This is a genomic window from Collinsella sp. SGI.178, from assembly GCF_050313495.1.
Taxonomy (GTDB): Bacteria; Actinomycetota; Coriobacteriia; order Coriobacteriales; family Coriobacteriaceae; genus Collinsella.
The window spans coordinates 1-26,314 of sequence record NZ_JBNPLM010000003.1 but is presented as its reverse complement, the minus strand read 5'-3'; the positions used below and the strand labels follow the sequence as shown (position 1 = coordinate 26,314).

The 26,314-nt window shown below is 58.3% G+C and carries 24 protein-coding genes and 5 tRNA genes; 20 read left to right on the top strand and 9 right to left on the bottom strand.

Annotation, left to right across the window (positions count from 1 at the left end; translation table 11 throughout):
* Positions 1 to 141: 141 nt before the first annotated feature.
* The 19 genes from ACQRAQ_RS01595 (at position 142) to leuB (ending at position 14,830) form a co-directional block, all read left to right on the top strand.
* Positions 142 to 756, top strand: coding sequence for a hypothetical protein (locus ACQRAQ_RS01595; protein ID WP_427793580.1), 615 nt, complete (start codon positions 142 to 144; stop codon positions 754 to 756).
* A 338-nt stretch (positions 757 to 1,094) separates the two neighbouring features.
* Positions 1,095 to 2,042: a 23S rRNA (guanosine(2251)-2'-O)-methyltransferase RlmB gene (gene rlmB, locus ACQRAQ_RS01590; RefSeq protein ID WP_427793578.1), complete on the top strand. Its 948-nt coding sequence runs from the start codon at positions 1,095 to 1,097 to the stop codon at positions 2,040 to 2,042.
* A 3-nt stretch (positions 2,043 to 2,045) separates the two neighbouring features.
* Positions 2,046 to 2,723: an NYN domain-containing protein gene (locus ACQRAQ_RS01585; RefSeq protein ID WP_154514764.1), complete on the top strand. Its 678-nt coding sequence runs from the start codon at positions 2,046 to 2,048 to the stop codon at positions 2,721 to 2,723.
* Between the two features lie 225 nt (positions 2,724 to 2,948).
* Positions 2,949 to 3,023: transfer RNA gene (locus ACQRAQ_RS01580), tRNA-Thr, on the top strand.
* Between the two features lie 964 nt (positions 3,024 to 3,987).
* Positions 3,988 to 4,680 (top strand): hypothetical protein, encoded by a 693-nt coding sequence (locus tag ACQRAQ_RS01575; protein ID WP_427793577.1) that lies wholly within the window; start codon positions 3,988 to 3,990, stop codon positions 4,678 to 4,680.
* A 557-nt stretch (positions 4,681 to 5,237) separates the two neighbouring features.
* Positions 5,238 to 5,319, top strand: a tRNA-Tyr gene (locus ACQRAQ_RS01570).
* 10 nt (positions 5,320 to 5,329) lie between these two features.
* Positions 5,330 to 5,405, top strand: a tRNA-Thr gene (locus tag ACQRAQ_RS01565).
* A 3-nt stretch (positions 5,406 to 5,408) separates the two neighbouring features.
* Positions 5,409 to 5,485: transfer RNA gene (locus tag ACQRAQ_RS01560), tRNA-Met, on the top strand.
* 96 nt (positions 5,486 to 5,581) lie between these two features.
* Entirely contained in the window at positions 5,582 to 6,772 is a 1,191-nt protein-coding gene (gene tuf / locus ACQRAQ_RS01555; RefSeq protein WP_154514756.1) for an elongation factor Tu, read from the top strand.
* A 278-nt stretch (positions 6,773 to 7,050) separates the two neighbouring features.
* Positions 7,051 to 7,200: a 50S ribosomal protein L33 gene (gene rpmG / locus ACQRAQ_RS01550; protein WP_102372646.1), complete on the top strand. Its 150-nt coding sequence runs from the start codon at positions 7,051 to 7,053 to the stop codon at positions 7,198 to 7,200.
* Between the two features lie 13 nt (positions 7,201 to 7,213).
* Positions 7,214 to 7,289, top strand: a tRNA-Trp gene (locus tag ACQRAQ_RS01545).
* Positions 7,290 to 7,365: 76 nt separating this feature from the next.
* Positions 7,366 to 7,704, top strand: a complete 339-nt coding sequence (secE, locus tag ACQRAQ_RS01540; RefSeq protein WP_154514754.1) for a preprotein translocase subunit SecE — start codon at positions 7,366 to 7,368, stop codon at positions 7,702 to 7,704.
* Positions 7,705 to 7,707: 3 nt separating this feature from the next.
* The gene (gene nusG / locus ACQRAQ_RS01535) at positions 7,708 to 8,244 is read left to right on the top strand and encodes a transcription termination/antitermination protein NusG (RefSeq protein ID WP_427718370.1); all 537 of its coding nucleotides are present in this window, start codon (positions 7,708 to 7,710) and stop codon (positions 8,242 to 8,244) included.
* 120 nt (positions 8,245 to 8,364) lie between these two features.
* Positions 8,365 to 8,793 (top strand): 50S ribosomal protein L11, encoded by a 429-nt coding sequence (gene rplK / locus ACQRAQ_RS01530; protein WP_022093893.1) that lies wholly within the window; start codon positions 8,365 to 8,367, stop codon positions 8,791 to 8,793.
* A 116-nt stretch (positions 8,794 to 8,909) separates the two neighbouring features.
* Positions 8,910 to 9,617: a 50S ribosomal protein L1 gene (rplA, locus tag ACQRAQ_RS01525; protein WP_154514750.1), complete on the top strand. Its 708-nt coding sequence runs from the start codon at positions 8,910 to 8,912 to the stop codon at positions 9,615 to 9,617.
* Between the two features lie 426 nt (positions 9,618 to 10,043).
* Entirely contained in the window at positions 10,044 to 11,579 is a 1,536-nt protein-coding gene (locus ACQRAQ_RS01520) for a 2-isopropylmalate synthase (RefSeq protein WP_427793576.1), read from the top strand.
* Between the two features lie 41 nt (positions 11,580 to 11,620).
* On the top strand, positions 11,621 to 12,886 hold the full coding sequence (leuC, locus tag ACQRAQ_RS01515) for a 3-isopropylmalate dehydratase large subunit (protein ID WP_427793574.1): 1,266 nt from the start codon (positions 11,621 to 11,623) through the stop codon (positions 12,884 to 12,886).
* A 252-nt stretch (positions 12,887 to 13,138) separates the two neighbouring features.
* The gene (locus ACQRAQ_RS01510; RefSeq protein ID WP_427793572.1) at positions 13,139 to 13,651 is read left to right on the top strand and encodes a 3-isopropylmalate dehydratase small subunit; all 513 of its coding nucleotides are present in this window, start codon (positions 13,139 to 13,141) and stop codon (positions 13,649 to 13,651) included.
* A 6-nt stretch (positions 13,652 to 13,657) separates the two neighbouring features.
* A complete protein-coding gene (gene leuB, locus ACQRAQ_RS01505) occupies positions 13,658 to 14,830 on the top strand; it encodes a 3-isopropylmalate dehydrogenase (RefSeq protein ID WP_427793571.1) in 1,173 nt (390 codons plus the stop codon).
* A 50-nt stretch (positions 14,831 to 14,880) separates the two neighbouring features.
* Here the strand turns inward: leuB and ACQRAQ_RS01500 are convergent, their stop codons facing one another.
* From ACQRAQ_RS01500 to ACQRAQ_RS01460, 9 genes are all read right to left on the bottom strand, one after another.
* The gene (locus ACQRAQ_RS01500; RefSeq protein ID WP_427793569.1) at positions 14,881 to 15,591 is read right to left on the bottom strand and encodes a metallophosphoesterase family protein; all 711 of its coding nucleotides are present in this window, start codon (positions 15,589 to 15,591) and stop codon (positions 14,881 to 14,883) included.
* Positions 15,588 to 17,504 (bottom strand): BMP family ABC transporter substrate-binding protein, encoded by a 1,917-nt coding sequence (locus ACQRAQ_RS01495; protein ID WP_427793567.1) that lies wholly within the window; start codon positions 17,502 to 17,504, stop codon positions 15,588 to 15,590. Before ACQRAQ_RS01495 ends, ACQRAQ_RS01500 begins: the two co-directional genes overlap by 4 nt.
* A 116-nt stretch (positions 17,505 to 17,620) precedes the next feature.
* Positions 17,621 to 18,388, bottom strand: coding sequence for a mechanosensitive ion channel family protein (locus tag ACQRAQ_RS01490; RefSeq protein WP_427793566.1), 768 nt, complete (start codon positions 18,386 to 18,388; stop codon positions 17,621 to 17,623).
* A 334-nt stretch (positions 18,389 to 18,722) separates the two neighbouring features.
* Positions 18,723 to 19,517, bottom strand: coding sequence for an ABC transporter ATP-binding protein (locus ACQRAQ_RS01485; protein ID WP_117839998.1), 795 nt, complete (start codon positions 19,515 to 19,517; stop codon positions 18,723 to 18,725).
* The gene (locus tag ACQRAQ_RS01480) at positions 19,510 to 20,433 is read right to left on the bottom strand and encodes an ABC transporter permease (RefSeq protein ID WP_427793564.1); all 924 of its coding nucleotides are present in this window, start codon (positions 20,431 to 20,433) and stop codon (positions 19,510 to 19,512) included. The genes ACQRAQ_RS01485 and ACQRAQ_RS01480 overlap by 8 nt, the downstream gene beginning before the upstream one ends.
* Positions 20,434 to 20,636: 203 nt before the next feature.
* Positions 20,637 to 21,617 (bottom strand): ABC transporter substrate-binding protein, encoded by a 981-nt coding sequence (locus tag ACQRAQ_RS01475; RefSeq protein WP_427793562.1) that lies wholly within the window; start codon positions 21,615 to 21,617, stop codon positions 20,637 to 20,639.
* Between the two features lie 158 nt (positions 21,618 to 21,775).
* Entirely contained in the window at positions 21,776 to 22,564 is a 789-nt protein-coding gene (locus ACQRAQ_RS01470) for a hypothetical protein (protein ID WP_427793561.1), read from the bottom strand.
* A 250-nt stretch (positions 22,565 to 22,814) separates the two neighbouring features.
* On the bottom strand, positions 22,815 to 24,218 hold the full coding sequence (gene asnS / locus ACQRAQ_RS01465; protein ID WP_427793559.1) for an asparagine--tRNA ligase: 1,404 nt from the start codon (positions 24,216 to 24,218) through the stop codon (positions 22,815 to 22,817).
* Positions 24,219 to 24,397: 179 nt separating this feature from the next.
* A complete protein-coding gene (locus ACQRAQ_RS01460) occupies positions 24,398 to 24,961 on the bottom strand; it encodes a PTS sugar transporter subunit IIA (protein ID WP_154514730.1) in 564 nt (187 codons plus the stop codon).
* A gap of 246 nt (positions 24,962 to 25,207) precedes the next feature.
* Between ACQRAQ_RS01460 and ACQRAQ_RS01455 the strand changes: the two genes are divergently transcribed.
* The gene (locus tag ACQRAQ_RS01455; RefSeq protein WP_427793558.1) at positions 25,208 to 26,107 is read left to right on the top strand and encodes an alpha/beta hydrolase; all 900 of its coding nucleotides are present in this window, start codon (positions 25,208 to 25,210) and stop codon (positions 26,105 to 26,107) included.
* The last annotated feature ends 207 nt before the right edge of the window (positions 26,108 to 26,314 follow it).

Here is a 26,314-nt window from a genome sequence, read left to right as displayed (position 1 = left end):
TTCGGTTGGGCGCGGCGTTTTCGTAGGCCTTGTTGTAGTGAGCCGAGGCATTCTTTACGGGGTGTTCTTGCCTCGCTATAGTGGGAAAGGGCTTACTTTACGGGGATTCTCTTTTGAGCTCATGGATAACGGAGGCAGCAGATGATGTTATTTTGCCAGCTGGCGCTCATCGCGGCTTGTGGCTGCGCAGCTATGTTCGCAATCATTATATTGCCGACGTATTTTGGACTTTTTGGATATTTCGTCTATGTCGGATTCGTTTTTGTGCTCGCTGTTTTTGCGGGCAAGGGCGTTAAGCTGATCTCGTTATATTTTAACGATTGCGAAGAGTCTGAAAAAGAAACGGGGAAAGACGCTGTTTTGCTCAGTCGTACTGAAGATTCCGCGTCCACGAACCGCAGTCAATGGGAACGCAGTCTTGCGGCTTATGTGCGCCAACAACCTGGTTGCTCCGATGTTCGGGAAAATGATCGCACCTTGATCGTTGCGAGTGATGGGCACACGCCTCTCGAAATCGATATTTATATTCCCAGCCTGCGGCTTGGTATTGAGGCTAATGGAATCAAATGGCATGATCGTGAGGCATACCGTCGTGACCGTCGTAATGGTACTGAATATTCAGAGGAAATGTATAAGGAACGCTACTGTGAGCATCGTGGAATAAAATTGATTCATGTTTGGGATGAAGATGGCGACGATGAAGTTCATCGCCAAATCGACGCTGCGATTCGTGAACAACGGGCCAAGCTCTACTAGTCAGATGATGCGTCAGGCTACAATTCGCGAAATCAAAGTTAACTAACTACTTTAGTCAGAGTGAGATTAGGTTGCCCCATAAGATTCCCATGATTGGGGGCTCTCTCGTTCGTCTGTTCCTTGTATTTTTCACCGGTTCCCGCCTCACCTCAATTTAGGGACAGACCCTAAATTGAGGTTCGCGCCGCGTCCGACTTCGGTTGGGCGCGGCGTTTTCGTAGGCCTTGGGGCTCTCAGGAGCGTGGGGGAATCGCGCCTGCGGGGATCTGCTGGGTTGACGCGATAATTCCAGTCTCCGTACCATGGATGTCGAGAAAAGCCGATAGAAGGAGAAAGTAGTGGCTGAGAAGAGGCACATGCAGAAAAACGCGGGCGGCACCGGCAAGCAGCGCCGGGCAGGCGAGGACCGCAATCCCGGTGAGCGCGATCGCGGGAAGAGGCCTGCGGGCAGGCAGGGTCGCCCTGCCCGTCCGGGCGCGCAGGCGGCTGCTTCCCAGCGCCGAGGCGCGCGCGCTGCCGAGGCGCCCCGCGCCTTCGGCAACCACATCGAGGGGCGCCGTGCCGCGTTTGAGGCGCTGCGAACCGGCTTTCCCATCAAGCGCGCGCTGATCGCGCAGGGTGTGGAGAACGAGCCGGCCATCCGCGACTTGCTCGCCGGCCTTGGCGAGGCGGGCGTGAGCGTCAAGAGTGTGCCCCGCACTCAGCTCGATGCGATCTCGAGCCATGGCGCACATCAAGGCATCGTTCTTGAGGTTGGCAAGTTCCCCTATGCCGACCTCTCCGATATCATCGCCGCCGCACCGGCCGATGCGCCCGCACTCGTGGTGGTGCTCGACCATGTCACCGACGCCGGCAACTTCGGCGCCATCGTGCGCTCTGCCGAGGTTGTGGGTGCGGCCGGCGTGGTGATTCCCAACAAGCGGTCGGCCGAGGTCACCGTCGCAACGTACAAGACCTCCGCAGGAGCCGTCATGCACCTGCCCATTGCGCAGGTTCCCAACATTGCCCGTGCTCTCGAGGACCTCAAATCCGCCGGATTTTGGGTCGGCGGCGCCACCGAGCACGCGGAGGATGTGTGCTGGGATGCCCCGTTTGAGGGCCGCGTGGCGCTTGTTATGGGCTCCGAGGGCGACGGCATTTCGCGCCTGGTGCTCGAGAAATGCGACTTTTTGACCAAGCTTCCTCAGCGTGGCATGACCGAGAGCCTCAACGTTGCCCAGGCAACGACGGCACTGTGCTTTGAGTGGCTACGCCGCAACGCCGGCGAGCTCATGGGGGAGGAGTAGCGCATGTCCAAGAAGAACCGCGCCAAGTCTAAGGCCAAGCGCTTTGGCGAAGGCTCGGCCAAGCCGATTGTCTCGGCCGCGACCTACGGCGTGGGCGGCAATGCGTTTGCGCAGGCTATCGCCGACCCGGTCTCCACGGTGCACTCCAATAAGCCCGAGCTGCTGGTGGTCGACGGCTACAATGTGATCCACTGCACGCCGCGCTACGAAAAGCTCGTGTACGACCATTCCGACGATCCGTATTCCAGCGACGTTCACGATATGGCGCGCACCGCCCTTATCAACGACGTTGCCGCCTTTGCCCAGGGCCGCTACGAGGCCGTAATTGTGTTTGACGGTGCAGGCAATATCTCTAGCGAGCGTCCCAACCTGCCGGCTCGCGGCGTGCGCATCGAGTTTTCGCCGACGGGCGTATCGGCCGATACCGTGGTACAAAAGCTCTGCATCGAGGCGCGCGAGGAAGGCCGCGCGTGCTCCGTGGTATCGAGTGACGGCACAATTCAAGCCGTCGTCATGGGCAAGGGCGTTACGCGTATCTCGAGCCGCATGCTGGTGGACGAGATCAAACAGATCGATAACGACGTCCGCGAGGCAGAGGAAGCTCCGCAGATCAAGATGACTCTGGGCAGTCGCCTGAGCCCCGAGGCACTGGCCAAGCTCAAGGCCCTGCGCGGGAGGTAGGTAAACCTTCTATGGGGAGCTGCTTTCTCGATTGACCAACCAACTGGTTTGTAATCAATGGGTTGCGGCTTGACATCGCCAAAACGAATAGTTTTTGGTTCTGGCGAACAGATAAAACTATTCGTTCTGACGAATAGTTTTGAGATGTGGTCGGTCAAAGGGCCTGTTGCGCCTTGTCCGCAATTCCTTTATTCTTAATTAGCTTCGCGCGAAAGCGCCAAGTGTGCCAGTGTGGCGCAACGGTAGCGCAACTGATTTGTAATCAGTGGGTTGCGGGTTCGATTCCTGTCACTGGCTCCATGAGAGTTTCGGGCTCTGTTCCCTAGTGGGACAGGGCCCGTTTCTTGTGGGCAGCTAGATTCGACTGTCCGCCGTCAGTTTAAAAGCTTTCAGGTACAAGATGCCGCCGATAACGTACATGCAGGCATCAAGCGGATCTGGGGTACTAAACTCGAGCACCATGGGCGCAAGTACTTCCCAGCAGATTGAGCATCCCACCGATAATGCCAAGCTACTTGCAAAGTTGCATATCGGCGTTTTCCCACTCACCACTTCGCAGAGGACGTTTACGTAGGCGGGAAAAATGATTCCTCCGCACAGATCTCCGAGCTGATAATGGGCGAAGTCGTAGGGGAGGAAAAAGTCGAAGCTCGCAATGTATCTGTTAACGAGATACACGATGCCGGCAAGCAGCGGCAGAAGATTTGCGCTGGAAATAAGCGCAGATCTGAATCGTTTAGCCACAGACCGCAAACATAGTCAGGCCAAGGCAAATGCCCAAAGCAATGATGATGATCTGGCTGCAGCCGTTACCCGAAGGGACCATGACACTCTCTTTCTCGATACATTAGTAAATTAAAGTATGCCACAGCCAGCAGCGTATTTGTTGAGCAACAACCTGTGGCTAATACCGTGTTACACGGCCTTGCGTCGGCTGAGGCATCAGCCGAATGACCTGGCACCTGTCGTGATGGTGCTCGACGATGGCGTGAGCACCGTCTACGCCCGTGACGGGCTATCGGTAGAACACATCATCTGGCTTCGAATAATGGGGGCGAGTGCGAGTATTGGCGTTCCTCGAAACGCTCGTTGCGCTCGCCGATTAATAGGCAACCCGTTGAGACTCATTACGTAGCCCGATTTAAACTGCTGACTTGGGTACCGCATGCATTTCGCATAGCCGCGGGAGGCTGCGCAATCGCCTGACGCTATTTATGAGTCATGAGCTGTTTTGGTTATGCGAGATATCGAAAGGAATTCTAGGATGTCTGTAGATCTGAAAACAGTAAAAGATGCGATGAGCCTTGCGGCGAAGGTCCTGGTTGCGGCCGCGGACGTCATTGATGGCGCAAAGCAGCTCGGCGTCGATGTCGAAGCTGTCGGCGGTGCTGTAAAGGGTGCTGCGGATGGTGCTGCTAACGGTGCACGTGTCGTTGCCGATGGCATTGGCAAGGGGCTCGGTGTCGCGGCCGATGGCTTTGGCGCGGCAGTTGGCGCGCTGGGCGGCGCCGCGAAAGCGTTGCAGGACTCAAGAGAGGCCGCCGAGACTCGCAAGAAGATCAACGCCGCAAGGCAGTCGATTTTCGAAAGTGCGTCGACGGTGATGCCCCTGCACAAGTTTGTCTGCCAGCAGAAAAAGGCTGCCGATGCCGCGTTTAACGGCTTTGATATGCCTGGCTGCTACCTTATCGCAAAGTATCAAAAGGGCGATCACGATAAGAACTACAGTGACTATCTGGGAATTTATGTGGGCTCAAGCGAGCACATGTCGGAGGATATCGTTTCCACGCCCACGCGCTTGGGCGATCCGGATGTCTATGCCGATTACAAGTATCATCAAAACGTGATGCTGTTCGTGTTCCCCTGCGAACTGAAAGACCTCGATGAACGTCGCGAACTCCTGCTGCGATCGTTTGAAGGCAGCAGGCTCTACAACGGATCTGAGGTACTGGCTTAAGGGCTTGATTGGGGTTGGTCGACAATCTAGATCTGTAACACGAGGACGAGCATTCAGCTCCCAGCTGTTACAGATTTAGACAGTTTGGGGGCGAGCTGAGAAGTGTCTCAATCTGTAACAACTAGGGAAGGAAAACCGTTCTTGCTGTTACAGATTTAGATAAACGGGAGACCGCCAGGGAAACATCTCGATCTGTAACAAATAGGGGAGAAAATGTTCTCTAAATGTTACAGATCGAGACAAAGGCCGGACCGGTCCCAGTCATCCTGGTTGAGCGAGGATATTCGGACGCACGAGGATCGTTATCGAAAGTCGATACCGCAAGGGTACTCCACTACACCAAAGTGTTCCCTCGGGAAATGTCGCCAGCGCAGCCAAATCCGCCGTCCTTCATATCTAAATTCAGCAAAACCGCAGGTCAAAGGTATATAGATACGCCCGGCACCGTGTATTTAGAGGTTTTCGTTGACAGCCCCCAAGGTTGCATCGTATTATCTTTTTCGTTCGCGGGGGCGGAGGCCCAAAAGACCAAAGAACCTGCGGATACTTGAACGATTGGGAGTTTGCCCGAGTGGTTAATGGGGACGGGCTGTAAACCCGTTGGCTCTGCCTACATAGGTTCGAATCCTATAGCTCCCACCCGTCAAGTGCCTGTATAGCTCAGTCGGTAGAGCACTTCGTTGGTAACGAAGAGGTCACCAGTTCAAGTCTGGTTGCAGGCTCCATCCGGCGGTGTAGCTCAGTTGGTTAGAGCACACGGTTCATACCCGTGGCGTCACTGGTTCGAATCCAGTCACCGCTACCATAGGTAACACGGTGGCTTCTCAATAGTATGTTGAGAGGCCACTATGGTATAAAGGCATAGTCCCGTCCGGGGACGACCTGTTTAGAGGAGGGCTTTATGGCCAAAGAGAAGTTTGAGCGCACTAAGCCGCATGTTAACATCGGCACCATTGGTCACGTCGACCACGGCAAGACCACGCTGACCGCTGCCATCACCAAGGTTCTCTCCGAGACCGAGGGCTGCAAGGCTGACTTCACTGCGTTCGAGAACATCGACAAGGCTCCCGAGGAGCGCGAGCGCGGCATTACGATCTCCGTCTCCCACGTCGAGTACGAGACTGCTGCCCGTCACTACGCTCACGTTGACTGCCCGGGCCACGCTGACTACGTCAAGAACATGATCTCCGGTGCTGCTCAGATGGACGGCGCTATCCTGGTCATCGCCGCTACCGACGGCCCCATGGCTCAGACCCGCGAGCACATCCTGCTCGCCCGTCAGGTCGGCGTTCCCTACATCGTCGTCTTCCTGAACAAGTGCGACATGGTCGACGATGACGAGCTCATCGACCTCGTCGAGATGGAGACCCGTGAGCTCCTTTCCGAGTACGAGTTCCCCGGCGACGACATCCCCGTCATCCGTGGTTCCGCTCTGGGCGCTCTCGAGGGCGACGCCAAGTGGATGGACGCCATTCGCGAGCTCATGTCTGCCGTCGACGAGTACATCCCGACGCCTGCTCGTGACAACGACCTCCCGTTCCTGATGGCCGTTGAGGACGTTATGACCATCTCCGGCCGTGGTACCGTTGCTACCGGCCGTGTCGAGCGCGGTGAGCTCAAGCTCAACGAGCCCGTCGAGATCGTCGGCATCAAGGATACCCAGAACACCGTCGTTACCGGTATCGAGATGTTCCGTAAGTCCATGGACTTCTGCGAGGCTGGCGACAACGTCGGTCTGCTGCTCCGCGGCATCAAGCGCGAGGACATCGAGCGCGGCCAGGTTCTCTGCAAGCCCGGTTCGGTTACCCCGCACACCAAGTTCACCGGTGAGATCTACGTTCTGACCAAGGAGGAGGGCGGCCGTCACACCCCGTTCTTCGATGGTTATCGTCCTCAGTTCTACTTCCGTACCACCGACGTTACCGGTACGGTCAAGCTCCCCGAGGGCACCGAGATGGCTATGCCTGGTGACCACATCACCATCGAGGGCGACCTCATTCACCCGATCGCTATGGAGGAGGGCCTGCGCTTCGCTATCCGCGAGGGTGGCCACACCGTCGGTTCGGGCATCGTCTCCACGATCATTGAGTAAATTAGCTCTCTGATACAGCTGACTTAGAGAACCCGGCACTTATATGGGTGCCGGGTTCTTTTCTACGCTGGTCTTTTTGCCTGATGATTACGCTTAGCTCGCTCTTAAGTTGAGCGTGAGGAATCGATTAGATCTCGTTGGCTCCATTGATGTGTTCCAAATATGAATGGATCTACCGAGAACCAATTGATGCGAGGTTTTCATTGACAGCACTTACGTAGAGCTGATAAAGTACCAACTCGTGCCCGTACGGGGCGGATATGAAAGGTTCAGGATACATGCGTACTCTAGTTACTCTTGCGTGCACTGAGTGCAAGCGCCGCAACTATACGACCACTAAGAACAAGGCGAACATGCCTGATCGTATGGAGATCAAGAAGTATTGCCCCTGGTGCCGTCACCACACGCTGCACAAAGAGACTCGCTAGTCTCTAGTCACATACGCCAGTAGTTCAATTGGTAGAGCATCGGTCTCCAAAACCGAGTGTTGAGGGTTCGAGTCCTTCCTGGCGTGCCAGTCATTATTCCGTAAGCTCCCATTTGGGGGCTTACGGTTTACTCATGTATAAGCGCATTGCGCGGAGGTAACCCAAATGGCCAACAAGAAGAACAAGAAGAAGGCACAGCAGCAGGCGCCTGCCAACAAAGCTGCCGCCAACTCCAAGGTTGAGGCCAAGAAGGCCGTTGCCAAGAAGAGCGAGAAGGCTGCGAAGTCCAAGAAGAACGAGAAGCCCGGTTTCTTCGCCCGCACCAAGAAGTATTTTGCTTCGGTGAAGTCCGAGATGAAGCGTGTCACGTGGCCCGATAAGAAGGAGCTCGTGAACTACTCGGTCGTCGTTTGCGCTTCTCTGATCGTCGTCGGCGTCGTCATCGCTCTGCTCGATGCTGGCTTTGGCGAGGCTCTTGCTCTGTTCTCTGGATTGAGGGGCTAAACCATGTCTAAGCGTTGGTACGTCGTCCACACTTACTCTGGATACGAGAACCGCGTTAAGTCCGATCTCGAGCATCGCATCGAGACCATGGGCATGCAGGATCGTATCTTTGATATTGAGATTCCTATGGAGCGCGTCACCGAGATCAAAGAGGGTGGCAAGCGCGAGACCAAGGATTCTAAGATCTTCCCGGGTTATGTCCTGGTTCGCATGGAGATGGATGACGATGCATGGACGTGTGTTCGCAACACGCCCGGCGTCACCGGTTTCCTGGGCGGCAACGGCAAGCCCGCTCCGCTTTCCCGCGACGAGTACAATAAGATGACTCGTCGTCCCGGTAAGGGCGATTCGCCCAAGCGTACGTCGGTTGATATTGAGGTCGGTACGTCCGTCCGCGTCACCGATGGCCCGCTTACCGACTTTGATGGCAAGGTCTCCGAGGTTAACGCCGAGGCAGGCAAGCTCAAGGTCACGCTGATGATCTTTGGCCGCGAGACGCCGGTCGAGCTTGACTTTAACCAGGTCGCTGTCATCGCTTAAGTTTTCGTCCGTTCGCGCGAGCGTGCTTCTTCTGTGACTGCTCATCTCAGGAGTGCTTCTAACACGTGCGTGCTTACGATATAGCAAGTACTTCACACTCGTGATTCGAAAGGAATGACCATGGCTGAGAAGAAGGTTGCCAACGTCATTAAGCTCCAGATTCCTGCTGGTGCCGCTAACCCCGCTCCTCCCGTCGGCCCCGCCCTGGGCGCTGCTGGCGTGAACATCATGCAGTTCTGCCAGGCCTTTAACGCCGAGACGCAGGACAAGAAGGGCGACATTATCCCCGTTGAGATTTCTGTCTACGAGGATAAGTCCTTCTCCTTCATCACCAAGACTCCGCCGGCGGCTCACCTCATCAAGAAGGAGCTGAACCTCAAGTCTGGTTCCGCTAAGCCCCAGGCCGACAAGGTTGGCCAGCTCTCTCAGGAGCAGCTCACCAAGATCGCCGAGATCAAGATGCCGGACCTCAATGCCAACGACATTGACGCCGCCAAGAAGATCATCGCCGGTACCGCCCGTTCCATGGGCGTCACCATCGCTGAGTAGCGTTTTTCTAGGTAACGACGGGTGTTCCGACCGGGGCGCCCGTTAAATGTGTGCAATAGGGCACACGATACGATGTGGGAGGGCTCACGCCCGTTTAACCACAGGAGGTAATGCACATGGCTAAGCATGGTAAGAGCTATAACGCCGCTGCCGAGAAGGTCGACCGCGCCACGCTCTACACCCCCCTTCAGGCTGCCAAGCTCATCAAGGAGCTCGACACCGCCAAGTTCGACGAGACCGTCGAGGCCCACTTCCGTCTGGGCATTGATACTCGTAAGGCTGACCAGAACATCCGTGGTTCCATCTCCCTGCCCCACGGCACCGGCAAGACCGTTCGTGTTGCCGTCTTCGCCGAGGGCGAGAAGGCCCGCGAGGCCGAGGCTGCCGGCGCCGACATCATCGGTTCCGACGAGCTCGTCGCCCAGATCCAGAAGGGCGAGATCAACTTCGACGCCGCTATCGCTACGCCGAACATGATGGCCAAGGTTGGCCGCATCGGTAAGATCCTTGGTCCCCGTGGCCTCATGCCGAACCCCAAGCTCGGCACCGTGACCATGGACGTCGCCAAGATGGTCTCCGAGCTCAAGGCCGGCCGCGTTGAGTATCGCGCCGACCGTTATGGCATCTGCCACGTGCCCCTGGGCAAGAAGTCCTTCTCTGAGCAGCAGCTCGTTGAGAACTACGCTGCCCTGTACACCGAGATCCTGCGCGTCAAGCCCTCTTCTGCTAAGGGCAAGTACGTCAAGTCCATCTCTGTGTCTTCCACCATGGGCCCTGGCGTCAAGGTCGATCCCGCTGTCCAGCGTGACTTCCTGGCTGAGTAACTTCTAGTTACTGCCTGAGCAAAGCAAGCATTGCTAAAGGAACCCGGTTCTGTCTCGTGCAGGACCGGGTTCCTTGCTGTTTCGGGCCAAAACCAACACGAAGGAGATAGGCGCCTTTGTGGTGGTTTTGGTTCAAAATCCCCGTTGCGCGTCGTTTTGCCTGTGTTACACTTTAGCCTAATGTAGTGAATACCCGAGGCTGAAAGGAGCCAGACATGTTCTATAACAAACAGCAGCTCCTAGGCCTAGCGCTACTAGATTGGATAGCGCGCTAGGGTTGTAATTTCGCTATAACGATTAGTTGTACCCGGGTGCGCTATCTTCCGCCGCTTTTGGGCGTGATGAGCGACACGGGTATTATTCTATCTTGAGGCACTCCATCTCTCCTGAAAGCCATCTGTATCTTTAGCCTGTCAGGAGGAAATCATGAGCCGCAAAATCGCAATCTTTGACACAACGCTTCGTGACGGGGAGCAGTCTCCCGGCGCCAGCATGAATACCGAGGAAAAGCTCGTTATTGCACGCCAGCTGGTACGTATGAATGTCGACGTGATCGAGGCGGGATTTCCTATTTCGAGCCCCGGTGATTATCGTTCCGTACAGGAGATTGGCAAGATCGCGGGTGACCGGTGCACGGTATGCGGTCTCACCCGTGCGGTCGATAAGGATATCGAAGTAGCTGCAGAAGCCCTCAAGACGGCTCAGAGGCCCCGTATCCACACCGGTCTGGGTGTGAGTCCCAGCCATTTGCGCGACAAGCTCCATATGACCGAAGACGAGGCAATCGAGCGCGCTATTCACGCCGTAAAGGACGCTCGTAAGTTTGTCGACGATGTCGAGTTTTATGCCGAGGATGCGGGCCGCTCCGATCAGGAGTTCCTGGTCCGCATTATCGAGGCAGCAATCAAGGCCGGCGCTACGGTCGTGAATATTCCGGACACCACGGGCTATAACATGCCTTGGGAGTTTGGTGCTCGTATTCGCGATCTGCGCGAGCGCGTGGCCGGAATCGAGGACGTTACGATTTCGGTCCACACGCATAACGATCTGGGCATGGCCACAGCCCTTGCACTCGAGGCGGTCCGCAATGGCGCGACGCAGATCGAGTGCACCGTCAACGGCTTGGGCGAGCGAGCGGGCAACACGGCGCTCGAGGAGGTCGTCATGGCCATGAGGATGCACGAGCAGGACCTGGATGCACATACCGATATCGTGACGACCGAGCTCACGCGCGCATCCAAGCTCGTCAGTTCAATTACTGGTATTAACGTGCAGCCCAACAAGTCCATTGTGGGCGCTAATGCGTTTGCCCACAGCTCGGGCATTCACCAGGATGGCGTGCTCAAGGCGCGTGACACCTACGAGATTATCGATCCCAAGGACGTGGGTGCAGCGGGATCCGAGATTATCCTTTCGGCACGTTCGGGCCATGCGGCACTGCGCCATCGTCTCGCCGAGCTGGGTTATACGTTTGGCGATGAGGAATTCGAGTCGATCTATCAGCGCTTCTTGGAGATTGCAGATCAAAAGAAAGAGGTCTTTGACGAGGACCTGGAGTCGATGATTCAGGAGCGTCAGCGCGAGGTCAAGGCGATCTACACCCTCGACGCGCTCCAGGTTTCCTGCGGCGATCCGCTCATTCCTACGGCCACGGCGACCATCACGGACGAGGACGGCGCGACACGGGTGGTTTGCTCGACGGGTACTGGTCCGGTGGATGCGGCGTACAAGGCGGTCGACAAGGCCATCTCTGCCCATGGCGAGCTGACGGAGTTCAACGTTAAGGCCATTACGCGTGGTATCGACGCCATCGGTGAGGTGACGGTGCGCATCACCGCCGAGGATGGAAAGATCTACACCGGCCGCGGCGCGGATACCGACATTATCGTGAGCTCGGCCAAGGCTTACATCAACGCTATTAACCGCATGATTCAGACCAACCGTTCCAAGGCGGGCAAGTAACGATATTCGGCAGGGCAAAGCCCGCTTGAGAGGGGAATCACATGGCACGTCCCATGACCGTAGCAGAGAAAATTTTGGCGGCACACGCCGGGCTCGATGAGGTAAAGCCGGGCCAGCTGGTCGAATGCGACCTGGACATTGTGCTCGCCAACGATATTACCGCACCTATCGCGATCGATGTCTTTCGCGAGCTGGGTGCCACCGAGGTATTTGATTGCGATCGCATTTGCCTGGTGCCCGATCACTATGCGCCCAACAAGGACATTAAGAGCGCCGAGCAGACCAAGAAGATGCGAGATTTTGCGCACGAGCAGCATGTGACGCACTATTACGAGCAAGGCTGCGCGGGCATTGAGCATGCCCTGCTGCCCGAGCGCGGCGTGGTGGTCCCTGGCGATCTGATTATCGGTGCCGACTCGCATACCTGCACGTATGGCGCCTTGGGTGCGTTTTCGACCGGTGTGGGCTCAACAGACGCCGGCGTGGGCATTGCCACGGGGCGCGCATGGTTTAAGGTGCCGCCGACGATTCGCTTTGAGATTAACGGCGAGCTTGAGGACGGCGCCACCGCCAAGGACATCATCCTGCACATTATCGGCATGATCGGCGTGGACGGTGCCCTGTACCAGGCCATGGAGTTTGCCGGCAGCACCATCGAGGGCCTGTCGATGGAAGGTCGCATGACAATTTCGAACATGGCGATCGAAGCGGGCGGCAAGGCGGGCATTATCGAGGTCGATGATGTTGCCCGCGCCTGGCTCAAGGGACGCTGCGAGCGTGATTACGTTGAGTATCACGCCGATCCAGACGCCGAGTATGCCCAGGTTATTGCCATTGACGCGGCCGACATTAAGCCGTGTGTATCGTGGCCGCATCTGCCCAGCAACACCCATCCGGTGAGCGAGAGCCGTCACATCATGATCGACCAGGCGGTAATCGGCTCGTGCACCAACGGACGTATCGAGGACATGCGTGCTGCGGCCAAAGTCATGCGCGGCCATAAGGTTGCCGACGGGGTGCGTTGCATCGTGATTCCGGCGACCCAGGCGGTCTTCCGCCAGTGCATGAAGGAGGGATTGACCGACATTTTCCTAGATGCCAACTGTGTGTTCTCCACGCCCACGTGCGGTCCGTGCCTGGGCGGCTACATGGGCATCTTGGCGGCAGGGGAGCGTTGCGTTTCTACGACCAACCGCAACTTTGTCGGCCGTATGGGCGACCCCACGTCCGAGGTCTATCTGGCCTCGCCGGCCGTGGCGGCTGCTTCTGCCGTGGCGGGGCACATATGCTTGCCGTCTGACCTGTAGGGGCTACGGGGTCCTTCGACCTTTGCTCGCTACTGCGGACAGTCCTGGCACTTTTTTTGTTCGCCGAGGGCGAACGCTAACTTTCCATTAGCTTTTTTGTAGCCGAAACGCGAACGAGGGATTTGATATTTGCTTGCGTCGAGTTCCGCACGAGCCGGAGAGCACTTAATGTGCTCTCCGTGCGAGCAGGACTGTCCGAGTAAGTAAGTAAATATCAAATCCCCCGCATTCCATGTTTGAACGGAGAATGATATGAACTTTGAAGGCAAGGTATTTAGGTATGGTCGTGATGTTGATACGGATGTCATCATTCCTGCTCGGTATCTGAACTCGTCCGACCATGCGCACTTGGCGGCGCATGCTATGGAGGATATTGATCCCGCGTTTGCCTCTGCCGTGAGGCCCGGTGACATCATTGTGGCTGAGGAGAACTTTGGTTGCGGTTCTTCGCGTGAGCATGCCCCGGTTGCCATTAAGGCTGCAGGGGTGTCGTGTGTTATTGCCAAGAGCTTCGCACGCATCTTCTATCGCAATGCCATTAACGTGGGCCTGCCCATTATGGAGTGCCCCGAAGCTGTCGATGCGATTTGTGCCGGCGATACCGTGAAGGTCGATACCGATGCGGGTGTCATCACCAACGAGCGTACTGGCGAGACTTTTACAGCTGAGCCGTTCCCGCCATTTATTGCCGAGATTATCGAGGCCGGCGGTTTGGTTGCGCGCACGCGTGCCAAGATTGTCGCGGCAAAGGGTCAGGAGGCGTAAGCGATTATGACGGTCAAGCTGGATAATCCGTTTGCAAACGGGCCGAGTAGCGAGAGCTGGAGCTGCAACGTGAAGAAGACCTATAAGATCTGCTGTCTTCCTGGTGACGGCATTGGGCCCGAGGTCATTGCCGAGGGTAAGAAGGTGCTGGCTGCCGTGGGCAAGCGCGCTGGCGTAGAGTTTGCCTTTGAGGATCACCTGATTGGTGGCGCGGCGATCGATGCGTGCGGCAATCCGCTGCCCGATGAAACCCTTGCGGCGGCGAAGGCGTCGGACGCCGTGCTGTTGGCATCCGTCGGTGGCCCAAAGTGGGATTCGACCGATCCGGCGGTCCCGCGCCCCGAGCAAGGCTTGCTGCGTATCCGCAAAGAACTCGGCCTCTATACCAACCTTCGCCCCGTAAAAATCTACGACGCACTTGCCAGCGCATCGACGCTTCGTCCCAAAGTCATCAAGGGCGTTGACATGGTACTCGTCCGCGAACTTACCGGTGGCATTTACTTTGGCAAGCACGAGCGCTTTTATGACGAGGGCGGTGCGGGCACCGACGGCGTGGCTGGCCAGCGCGCGGTTGACGTAATGGAGTATCGCGAGTACGAAGTTGAGCGCATCGCCCGCCAGGCGTTCGAGGCAGCTCGCAAGCGCCGCGGCAAGGTGACAAGCGTGGATAAGCGCAATGTATTGGAGACGAGCCGCATGTGGCGTGAGGTCGTGCATCGCGTGCATGACGAGGAGTATCCAGATGTAGAGCTTGAGGATCTGCTCGTCGACAACGCCGCCATGCAGCTCATTAACCGACCGGCCGACTTTGACGTCGTAGTTACGGAGAACATGTTCGGCGACATTCTCTCCGACGAGGCGGCGCAGATTGCCGGATCGCTCGGCATGCTTGCCTCGGCTTCGCTGGGCGATGGTGTGTCGCTGTTTGAGCCGAGCGCCGGCAGCGCGCCCGACATCGCGGGGCTCGGTATCGCTAACCCGCTCGCGCAGATCCTGTCGGCGGCAATGCTGCTCACGTACGCGCTCGACATGGGTGAGCAGGCTGCTTGGATCGAAAATGCCGTGGCACGTGTGCTTGACGAAGGCTGGCGCACCCGCGACATTGCCGATGCCAGCACCCCTGCCGATAAGATCCTCGGCACGACCCAGATGGGCGATAAGGTCATCGCCGCGCTGTAGCGTCGAGATGTCCGGAACCACCACAAAGGTGCTTGTCCCCTTTGTGGTGGTTACCAGGGGGTTCTGGCGGTTGAGGACTCGATTGCCTCGTGGCGCTTGAGCTCGCGGCGCATGGTTTGCGAATTGAGCCAGGCTGCCTGCCAGCCACGGATGGGGTAGCGCGCGTCGTCCAGCTCAAACTGCGTATAGCCGCAGGCGTTGATGATCGTCGTCCCGCATGCGTGCTGGCGTTCGCGTTGAAAGTCGCGAACATAGCATTGGTGCACATGCCCGTGCACCATGTAGTCGGGATTCCATGTCTCGAGCGCTGTGTTAAAGCATTCGAATCCTCGATGTGTCAGATCGTCCAGATCGCCCATGCCGGCGGCGGGCGCATGGGTGAGCAAGATGTCGCAGCCGCCGACCATCCTCACTTTGCGGGACAGCTTACGCATGCGCTTGGCCATCTCGCGCTCGGTGTACATGTTAGCGCCATCTCGATAGCGTATGGAGCCGCCAAGCCCCGCAATGCGGACGCCGCGATACACGTACACGGTGTCTTCGACACAGATGCAGCCGCCCGGTGCATGACGCGCGTAGCGGTCATCGTGATTGCCACGCACGTAGATGAGCGGTCTGTTGATGACCGTAACCAAAAACTCAAGATAGTCCGGGTCCAGATCGCCAGCGGACAAAATTAGGTCGACACCCTCAAAGCGTTCCTTGCGAAAGCACTCCCACAGGCATCGCTCTTCGGTATCGGCTATGGCAAGGATTTTCATAGAGCACGGACCTTCGGCTCATCGTCAGGCTGCGGAATGGTGCCCACCACGTTGTCTGCCAGCCAGTCCATCTCGACGATTTGCGTGCTCGGCAGTGGGGGAAAGCCCTCAATCTGCACCACGCCGTCTTGGCTATGGAGCTCACCGCCAAATGGATTGATGGAGCCCTCGACGATGCCATTGCGGAGGAGCTGAACAAGCTTGCGCGTCTGATAGGGCAGACCCGGAGCGTAGCGAATATCGATAACGCCCGAGCTCATGCCATACCAGTAGTTGACGGCGCGAACTTGGCTGTCGTCACTGGTCTCATCCCAGGTGCCATGCAGTAGACTTCGCACGATAAGCTCGTAGTATCGGCCCCAGTTCCATACCGGCATGGCAATGCCGGTAACCTTGCCATCGACCAGGCGGTGGAGTCCGTAGGCCGTGGGGTCTTCGAGCGACTTTGACATATCGGCGCCGGTCATGACGCTCACGCCTTCGCGGCACATGGCCTCGGCAAGGCCTCCGGCGGGCACATCGCCCCAGGTTAGGATAATTTGCGCACGGGGGTCGAGCAGCGAGGCGCCAATCGCAAAGGCGTTGATCTCGCTGAGTGCGCCTGAGGCGAAGACCGACGCGTGGTAACCGATGCGGTGGTTGTCCGCCATGCTGGCGGCAAGGGCGCCCAGGAGAAACTTTGCTTCGTACATCTTGCCAAAGTACGAACGGACGCTTTGGTGAGGAAGGCCGATGGAGCAGTTAAGGAACCGAACCCGGGGATATTCAACGGCAGCCCTGAGCGTGTATTCCATCAGGCGGTGCGAGGTCGAGAAGATGACGTTTGCTCCATGTTTGACAGCCGTTTCCACGGCGGCGTAGAACACGTCCGGATCGTGACAGTCCTCAAACGCCTCGGTGCGCACGATACCGCCAAAGTGCTCATCGAGATACTGACGCCCTTGGTCGTGCAGGCTGTCCCAGCTCGACGTCGCACAGGTGAATTCATGGATAAAGGCGATGCGCAGGGGGTTGGCCGCCGAATAGACGGTCTTGCCCATAAAGAAGTTGAGCATGCCGGAGGTGGACTTGGCGGGCAACTCCTCCTCATCGACGTTAGGCGCTTCGACAAGATCGACCTTGTCCTCGTCACTTTTCCCGGCGATGACCAGTTCGCGCCAGATCTTGCACAGGCGGTTTACGACGATATCTGTCGGCGTATCCAGCAGGCGGTCCTGGTTGTACACATTGAGGTAGACGAGCATGGCGTCGGCGGGCGTAATGTCCAGGTGGTCGCCGCCCGCGCGAAGGTAGGCGCGCTTAAAGAGTAGGAAGGTGTGGCGCAGGTAATCGACCTTTTTTTGGGGCCATTTTTCGATAAGGTTCTGACCGAGCATCTTGGCGAGCGTTTCGTAGCTTCCTTCGCGCGAGAACTCGATCTCGTATAGGGGGCAGACACGCCAAAACGCGCAGAACTCGCCGTACAGGCGACTCTCGACGGAATCCCATTTGCCGGGGTAGAGGCGGGTGACCTTGGCCGAAACCGTCGGGGCGTCCAGGAATTTGAGGACGCTGACGCGCTTGTTGCCCTCCTGGACATAGAACCTATGCATGAACTCGGTGACGATGATGGGGTCGCGATAGCCCTCGGTTACCTGAATGTCGTAGAGGTTGGACCACTTGCGGGCGAACTCGGTGCTAAACGGCAGCAGGGGCATAAAGTTGCATGAAAAGGCGGACTGACGGCCCTTGGTAACCGTGCCGACAACCATTTCGAGCGGAATATCCCGCAGGCCGACATTCTCTCGCTGACCTAGGGGGAGCTGGGCAACCAAACTGTCGAGGTCCGTAAGGTATGGATGCTCGCTTTGGCTAATGGCGCGTCGACGTCCTTGCTCGCCGCGCTTGCGTGCTTGACGGTAGGCCTCTTCCATAGTTTGCTCCCTTAGTCGTTTAAACAACTGTATGAACTATGGTACCACGAATGAAAACCTCCCATTTTCCGATGTCAAAGAAATGGGAGGCAGTTCACTGTCCCCTTTGTGGTGCTTTAGGCGATGATGGGAGCGATAGCGCGGATGCAGGCGTCGGCAGCGGTGAGTGTGGTGCTGTCGTCACTGACGATAAAGATGATCTTGCCCTTGATGCCAAAGTCGCCGATTTCGCTAAAGAGCACGTAGGGCTCCTGGTCAAAGCCCGAGATGGGAAGCACGGCGGCCTTGGTGGCGCTGGTCAGCTCGTCTGCCAGCGCGTCAAGGGAAGCCCATTTAGACGTGTCCTTTACGGCAACGGGCACGGCCACGCGCCCAAAGGGCATCAGATGCACGAGCGTGTCCTTGGAGATGTTGGAGTTGGGCACAATGATGGTCTGCCCGTAGGCATCCTCGATGGTCGTGTGGCGCCAGGTGATGTCCTGGACCACGCCCGACACGCCGCCGACCTCGATATTGTCGCCGGGCTTGATGATGCCCATAAAGGTCACCTGCATGCCGCCGATAAGGTTCGACAGCGTGTCCTGAAAGCCGAGCGAGATGGCAATGCCGCCGACGCCAAGAGCGGCGACGAGCGCGTTTGCGTTAATGCCAAAGCAGTTGTCGAGGATAAAACTGCCGCCGATCATCCAGATGACGGCGCGCGCAATGTTGATGAAGATGCTCGATGCCGGAAGCGGGTTATCGTCGCGGTTGAGCAGGTGACGCAGCGTCTTGGAAACGACTTTGGTGGCGACAGCGGTACCTATCGCCAAGATACCGGCCCAGATGATGTTGTGGACCCACCGCTGCTCAAAGAAATGAAGGATCGGCTCAAACAATTCCATGTAGGGAAAACCTCCTCATGATCGTTCAACCATGATACCCACCAAAAAGCCCGTCCGATCACAACGGACGGGCCGATAACTTGAGATGGGGCGTCCGCGGTGGCGTAAGCTGGGACGCCGGCGAGTACGCCGGCAAGGAGCGCGGCGGTCAAGCAAGACGAGGAAGAGATCCTCTCATGGCAGTTTCCTTAGTTCTTAACCAGTGGTCCCTGCTGACGCTGGATTATCGACATAATATGCGAAAACCGCCGCAAAGGTGTCTGTCCCTTTGCGGCGGTTTTGACGTCTGCGCAGATAAAACCTGCCAAAATAAACCTGTCCCTTTTTGGTAGGTTTAGCTCAGCAGCATGCGGTCGTTGGCGAGCTCGCCGCCCGAGACCTCCTCGAACTTCTGAAGCAAGTCGGCCACGGTGAGCGATTTCTTCTCATCGCCCGCCACGTCGTAGATTACGTGGCCCTCGTGCATCATGATCAGGCGATTGCCCAGACGGATAGCGTCGTTCATGTTATGCGTGACCATGAGCGTGGTCAGGTGGTTCTCGTCGACGATCTCCTCGGTCAGATTGAGCACCTTAGAGGCCGTCTTGGGGTCAAGTGCCGCGGTATGCTCGTCGAGCAGCAGCAGGCGCGGCTTGGTGAGCGTGGCCATGAGCAGGGTGAGTGCCTGGCGCTGGCCGCCCGAGAGCAGGCCGACCTTGGCGTTGAGGCGCGTGTCCAGACCAAGGTCCAGGCGTTTGAGCAGCTTGACGTACTCGTCCTTCTCGGCCTTGGTGACGCCCCACGAAAGGCCGCGACGCTGGCCGCGACGCTTGGCGAGTGCCAGGTTCTCGGCAATTTGCATGTCGGCTGCGGTGCCGCGCATGGGGTCCTGGAACACGCGGCCCAGGTACTTGGCACGCTGCGACTCGCTCAGACGCGAGATGTCGGTGCCGTCGAGCTCGATAACGCCCGAATCAAGCGGATATACGCCGGCGATCATGTTGAGCAGCGTGGACTTGCCGGCGCCGTTGCCGCCAATCACGGTTACAAAGTCACCGTCGTTGAGGGTAAGGTCGACGCCGGTAAGAGCGCGCTTTTCGGTGACGGTGCCCTTGTTAAAGGTCTTCTTGACGTGCGAGAGCTTAAGCATCTGCCTCATCCCCCTTCGTGTAGGAGCTGCGGAGCTTATAGCGCTCCCAAACTACGGGCACGCATAGGGCCACGGCGACAATCACGGCGGAGAGCAGCTTCATGTCGTTGGCGTCCATGCCCAGCTGCAGCACGATGGCGCGGATGAGGAAGTACACCACGGAGCCAAAGACGGCGGAGGCAAGACGGACGCTAAACTGCGTGAGACCGCCGGGCAGCAGGCGGCCGAGCACCTCGCCGATAACAATGGCGGCGAGACCGATAACGATGGCGCCGGTGCCCATACCAATGTCGGCGTACTTCTGGCTCTGGCAGATGAGCGCGCCCGAAAGGCCAATGAGGGCGTTGGAGAGCACGAGGGCGATCATCTTAGTGGAGTTGGTGTTGACGCCCAGGGCACGGATCATGTACTCGTTGTTGCCGGTGGCGCGCAGCGCCGAGCCGATCTCGGTGCCAAAGAACCAATACAGGATGGCAACGATAGCCACGGCGAGCAAGATGCCCAGGATGATGGCAACGGTGGACTGCGGCAGGCCCGTCATATTGCTGACGGCCGAGAACACGGTGCCCTTGGCAAGGATGGGCGTGTTGGATTTGCCCATGATGCGCAGGTTGATGGACCACAGGCTGATCTGGGTGAGGATTCCGGCGAGGATCGCGGGAATCTCAAAGACGGTGGTCAGAATGCCCGTGACCGCGCCCGCAATGGCGCCGGCGCACATGCCGGCCAAAACGGCGAGCAACGGGTCGACATTGTTGCTGACGATGAGCACGGCGCAGACGCAGCCGCCGAGGGCAAAGCTGCCGTCGCAGGTCATATCGGGGATGTCGAGCAGGCGGAACGTGATAAACACGCCAAGCACCATAATGCCCCAGAGGACACCCTGCGAAACGGCGCCCTGCAATGCAATGAGCATGCTTCATACCTCCTAGGATAGGGTGGACACGTGATTTTCCATAATAGCGGTACCAATGCATAAAAGAGCAGCGGACGGACATTTTGTTTTACCAAAAACAAGCAGGGCGAACGCCGGTCTTTAGCGTTCGCCCCAATGACTCAGATATTGAATAACGCAGCTATGGCGCAAGCGCGTGCCTAGCTGCGTTACCGCGCATGGCGCTACTCGTCTAGAGCGGAAAGGTCGATACCCAGGGCCTCGGCCATCTCGTTGTTCTTGACGACGACCAGATCCTTGCTCGAGAGGTGCTTGATCGGCATATCCTCGGGCTTGGCCTCGCCCTTCAGAATCTTAACGGCCATCTCGCCCGCGGCGTAGCCCAGGTCCTCATAGTTGATGGAAAGGGTGAACAGGCCGCCGGCCATGCACATGCCCTCCTCGCCGGTCACAAAGGGAAGCTTGTTCTCCTTGCAGATCTGACCGACCTGCGAAGCGCCCGCGGCGATGGTGTTGTCAGTGGGGGAGTAGAGCGCGTCGACCTTGCCCACGGCAGACTCGACGACGGACTGGATCTCGTTGGAGCTCGAGACGGTGAAATCGGTGTACTCCAGGCCCAGTTTGTCGAGTTCCTTCTTGGCGGCCTTGATCTGGACGTCGGAGTTGGACTCGGCGGTGCAGTAGAGCAGACCGACCTTTTTAACGTCGGGCAGGACCTTCTGCATCATCTCGAGCTGCTCGGCGACCGGGGTGAGGTCGGAGGCGCCGGTGACGTTGGTGCCGGGCTTGTCGTTGTCCTGGACCAGGCCGGAGGCAGCGTAGTCGGTGATGGCGCAGCCCACGATGGGGATATCGGCCGTGGCGCCGGCGGCAGCCTGGGCGGCAGGCGTGGCGATGGCGTAGATCAAGTTGACGTTGTCGCCCACAAACTTGTCGGCGATGGACTTACACGTGGACTGGTCGTTCTGGGCGTTCTTCTGGTCGATCTTGACCTTGAGTCCGCTCTTCTTGATGGCCTTGACAAAGCCGTCGTTGGCGGCGTCGAGCGCGGAGTGCTCAGTGAGCTGCAGAACGCCGATGGTGTAGTCGGAACCGGCGGCTGCAGAGCCGGAACCAGAGTTGCCGCCGCATCCGGCGAGCGGGGCCAGTGCGAGCAGGCCGGCGGAGACCAGAAGGCTCCTGCGGCTGATGGTGATGTCGTTCATGTCATTACCCCCAGTATAGAAATTGCTGGAAACACTGCACTCAAACAAAGTGCAAGTGGGTCTATAGTAGCGCCGATGCCCATTTTTTCAACAACCTGTCGGGTTTTTTAATACTGAACCGGATGGACGGCGGGGGATTCGGCGGGCAACGGCAAGACTTAGGCGGCGGGCGCGGGCCGCTCCCCCTCGTCCAGCGCGGCAAAGAGCTTCTTGCCGTCGAGCAGGCGCGTGCTAACGTTTCTCATGCGGCCGACCTCGACGGTGCGTAGGGTGTCGTCTGAGCCGTGCCCGTCGACGACCGTTCCCAGCAGATACGAGACGCCGTCTCGCTGTTTGATGGCAAAAGGCCGAACGGTCATCCTCGTCACTTCGATCTTGTCATGTGTCGTGACGCTTGAAATGTCAAAGCTCACCGTGGTTCCGTGGTCGATGGCCCGCTCGATGAGCTCGCAGGTATCGATGCGTTTGGCGGGCGGTCGCGTGGTCTTGGCGGGTTTGCCTTCTGCGCTTGGTGCCGGCTCGGACGTATCGAGATAGCCGCGAACGTCGGCGCTTGCCATGGCGACCAGATGGCGCGCTATGCTTTTCCTGGTCGCGATGGGTGTGGAGCGGTTGCGCATGACCATGCCATGGAGTCGAATGATTTCCTCGTCGGAGAGCGGTCGGGTGAGAAGTCGGTAACCCGCGCCGCGCTTGTACTCAATCTCGTATCCGGCATGTCGCAGGGCGGAAATCGCGGTATGGATACTGCGTCGCGCTGCCGAGATGGGCATGCGAGCGGGGTCGTCGGGATGGGCGAGGCGCTCGATCAGCTCATCGGGAGGAAGCGCTTTGTCCTCACCGGTATGCTCGCTTAAGAGTTGCAGGATACGCACAGCGCGATAGGCTGCCATGGAAGCAGCACCCCTGGTCGTGGCCTCGTAGTTCTCAACAGCGGGTTTGGCCATTGCGTTCACGTCCTTTCCGATTTTGGGTGATGACGCTACGGAGCCTAGGACACGGGGTTTGCTTAGGGGCACAGGGCGCTCTGGGTGGTCGATAGTCGTCGGCAAGCGGCGGGTCGAGTTTTCAACAGCCCTGCTCAGCTGACCAAAAACCTGACAAAAGCCTGACGGATGCTGTTGAAAAAAGCGCCCCTCGGCTTGCCGAGAGGCGCTGGTGCGACACGCTGTAACGCGCGGGACGGAGCTGTGGCGATTAGAAATCGGCGTTGCCCACGGTGCGGGGGTGCGGAAGGACGTCGCGGATGTTGCCCACACCCGTCAGGTACATGACCAAGCGCTCGAAGCCCAGGCCGTAGCCGGCGTGTTTGCAGGAACCGTAGCGGCGCAGGTCAAGGTAGTACTTGTACTGCTCGGGGGCCATGCCCAGGTCCTTGATGCGGGCCTCGAGCAGATCCAGGCGCTCCTCGCGCTGGGAGCCGCCGATAATCTCGCCGATACCGGGAACCAGGCAGTCGGCGGCGGCGACAGTCTTGCCGTCGTCGTTCATGCGCATGTAGAAGGCCTTGATCTCGGCCGGGTAGTCGGTCACGAAGGTCGGGCGCTTAAAGTGCTCCTCGGTCAGGAAGCGCTCGTGCTCGGTCTGCAGGTCAATGCCCCAGCTGACAGGATAGTCAAACTTGTGACCGGCGGCGACGGCCTGCTCCAGGATCTCGACGGCCTCGGTGTAGGTGACGCGGGCAAAGTCGGAGTTGGCCACGTGGTTCAGGCGCTCGATCAGGCCCTTGTCCACAAACTTGTTGAGCATGTTGAGCTCGTCGGGGCAAGTGGCCATAACGTCCTTAAGAACGTACTTGAGCATGGCCTCGGCGTTATCCATGTAGTCGTTCAGGTCGGCAAAGGCCATCTCGGGCTCAATCATCCAAAACTCGGCGGCGTGGCGCGTGGTGTTGGAGTTTTCGGCGCGGAAGGTGGGGCCAAAGGTGTACACGTCGCCAAAGGCCATGGCAAAGTTCTCGGCATTGAGCTGGCCGGACACGGTAAGGCTTGCATGCTTGCCAAAGAAGTCCTGGCTCCAGTCGACCTCTCCGGACTCGGTGAGAGGCGGATTTTTGGGGTCGATCGTGGTCACGCGGAACATCTCGCCGGCGCCCTCGCAGTCACTCGTGGTGATGATGGGGGTGTTGACGTAGACAAAGCCCTGCTCTTGGAAGAAGCGGTGGATGGCGGCAGCCGCGACAGAGCGGATGCGGAACACGGCACGGAATAGGTTGGTGCGCGGGCGCAGGTGCTGCTGGGTGCGCAGGAACTCGACGGTTGCGCGCTTCTTCTGCAGCGGGTAGTCCGGGGCGCTCGTGCCCTCTACCTCGATGGAGGTGGCAGAAAGCTCGAAAGGCTGGGGCGCATCGGGGGTCAGCTTGACGGTGCCGGTGCAAATGAGTGCAGCCGAGACGTTTTGGTGGGCGATCTCGTCGTAGTTGCCGAGCGTCTCGCGGTTCATGACGACCTGCAGGTCGCGGAAGCAGCTGCCGTCGTTGAGCGTGACGAAGCCAAAGTTCTTCATGTCGCGGACGGACTTGACCCAGCCGGCGACGGTGACGGCCTTGCCGCCGAGCGACTCGGAATCGGCATAGAGCTGCGCGATTTTGGTGCGGTTCACGTATCCTCCCATAGCGGTTGAATGATAGTTATCCATACAGTTCGATATTCTAGCAGCTCGGCTCATTTGGGCTATACAGATAAGGCATTGACGGGACGGTTTTCAAACGAAAAGCGCCCGCGGCCAGATGGTCGTGGGCGCTTGGCGTGTTGCCTATTGGCTGTACGGCGCAGGACTCGTTACTTGGTCTTAGCCACCAGCAGCGGGTCGCCCAGCTTGACGAGCGGGTTGCCGCCGATAAGCGTTCCAGACTCGCCGACATGGTCGATGCTCTTAAGACGATCGAGCTCGGAGATGATGACGGTCACGATGTCCTCGTGGCCAGCGGCCTTAATGGCATCGCGGTCGAAACTGATGAGCGGCTGGCCTGCCTTGACCACATCGCCCATCTCGACAAAGCGGGCAAAACCCTTGCCGTTCATTTGTACGGTGCCCAGGCCGACATGGATGAACACGCGAAGGCCGTCCTCGGTGATCATGCCAATAGAGTGGTTGGTGACGGTGGTGGCGCCGATGCGGCCGTTAGCGGGCGCATAGATGGTGCCGGTGATGGGCTCGATGCCGTAGCCCTGGCCGAGCATACCCGAGGCGATGGTCTCGTCGGGAATCTCGTTTAGATTGACGAGCACACCGTTAACGGGAGCGTAGATGACGCCTTCGCGGGTGGCGAAGCTTGCTGCGGGCGGTACGGACGCCTCGCCCGACGAGTTGAACGTGGACTTGAGCGAATCGAGTAGACCCATAGATGCCTCCAACGTATCAAGTGCGCATGTAGCGCACGCGTAGTTTTGCCGGAAACGTTTCGTGTGTGTTACCGGCTCGGTCAGCGTCTCTATTTTACGCTGCTCAACGACGGCCCTGAGCTGGGATTATGTGATATATCAGTTGAAGGGAACTTATTGCGGATACGTTTCGATGCCGTGCGTCCAAGTGGGGTACGCTTGAAGGCGATACATAACGTGCGCACGAATCGCGCGAAGGGAGCATATATGATTGTCGAGAGCCATGCGCTGTGGGGCGAGGAGCCGACCGAGGAATATCCGGCGACGTTTACCTATATGGGGGCCGAACCGCTGCCCGGCAAGCCCAATGGTCGTCGCCCGGCAGTGATCATCTGCGGCGGAGGCGCGTTTACGCACATCGCCCCGCATGAGCAAGATCCGGTGGCGTTTGCCTTTTTGGATCACGGGTACCAGGCCTTTGTTCTCAACTATGTCACGAGTGGCACGGGTGACGTGAGCTTTCCGCACCCCCAGGCAGATCTTGCCAAGATGGTCGCCACGGTTCGTGCGAATGCCGACGAGTGGCATGTCGATCCCAAGCGCGTGTGCGTCGTGGGATTCTCGGCGGGTGGCATGATCTGCGCCTCGCTGGCAACGCAGTGGAAGACCGGCCCCTTCGCGGCACTTGCCGGGGCGCGTCCGGACGACATTCGTCCCGATGCCGTGGTGCTGGGCTATCCATTGCTCGACTTTGCCTATGTCCGCGACATGCAGACGCGCGATCCGCGCATCGACTTGCGCGTGCCCAAGACAGGTGGCAAGACGGGGCGCGATTTGCTCAACGACTACCTGTCGATGGTGACCGGCGGCGAGGCCACCGAAGAGCACCTGGCCGATATCTGCCCTACCACGCATGTTTCGCGCCAGATGCCGCCGACCTTTGTGTGGGGCGTGTCCGATGACAAAACGGCGCCGATCGCGCAGGTCTATCCGTTTGCTCAACGCATGGCCGAGGAGGGCGTCGCTTGCGAGATGCACGTCTTTGACCAAGGCGGTCACGGCCTTTCGCTCGGCAATGCCAATACCGCGGTCGACAACGAGGACAAGCAGGTGGCAGTCCGCCCTTGGATTCGCCTAGCCTTCCGCTTCCTGGAGCGCCATCTGTAAGAGTAAGAGGGCCAGCCCCATCCCGTCCCTCATAACTTGCGGTGAAATAGTTCCTGTTTTTGCTGGTTAAAGCCCCAAGCAGGAACTATTCCACCGCAACTTCGTTTTGATGCCCGGACCGGAAACCGCGTCCCAGTTTTGCCCCTCAAGGTGGGATACAGTTTCTCGCAGAGGGTCGATCGGGAAAATGCGTCCCGGTCTGAGCGA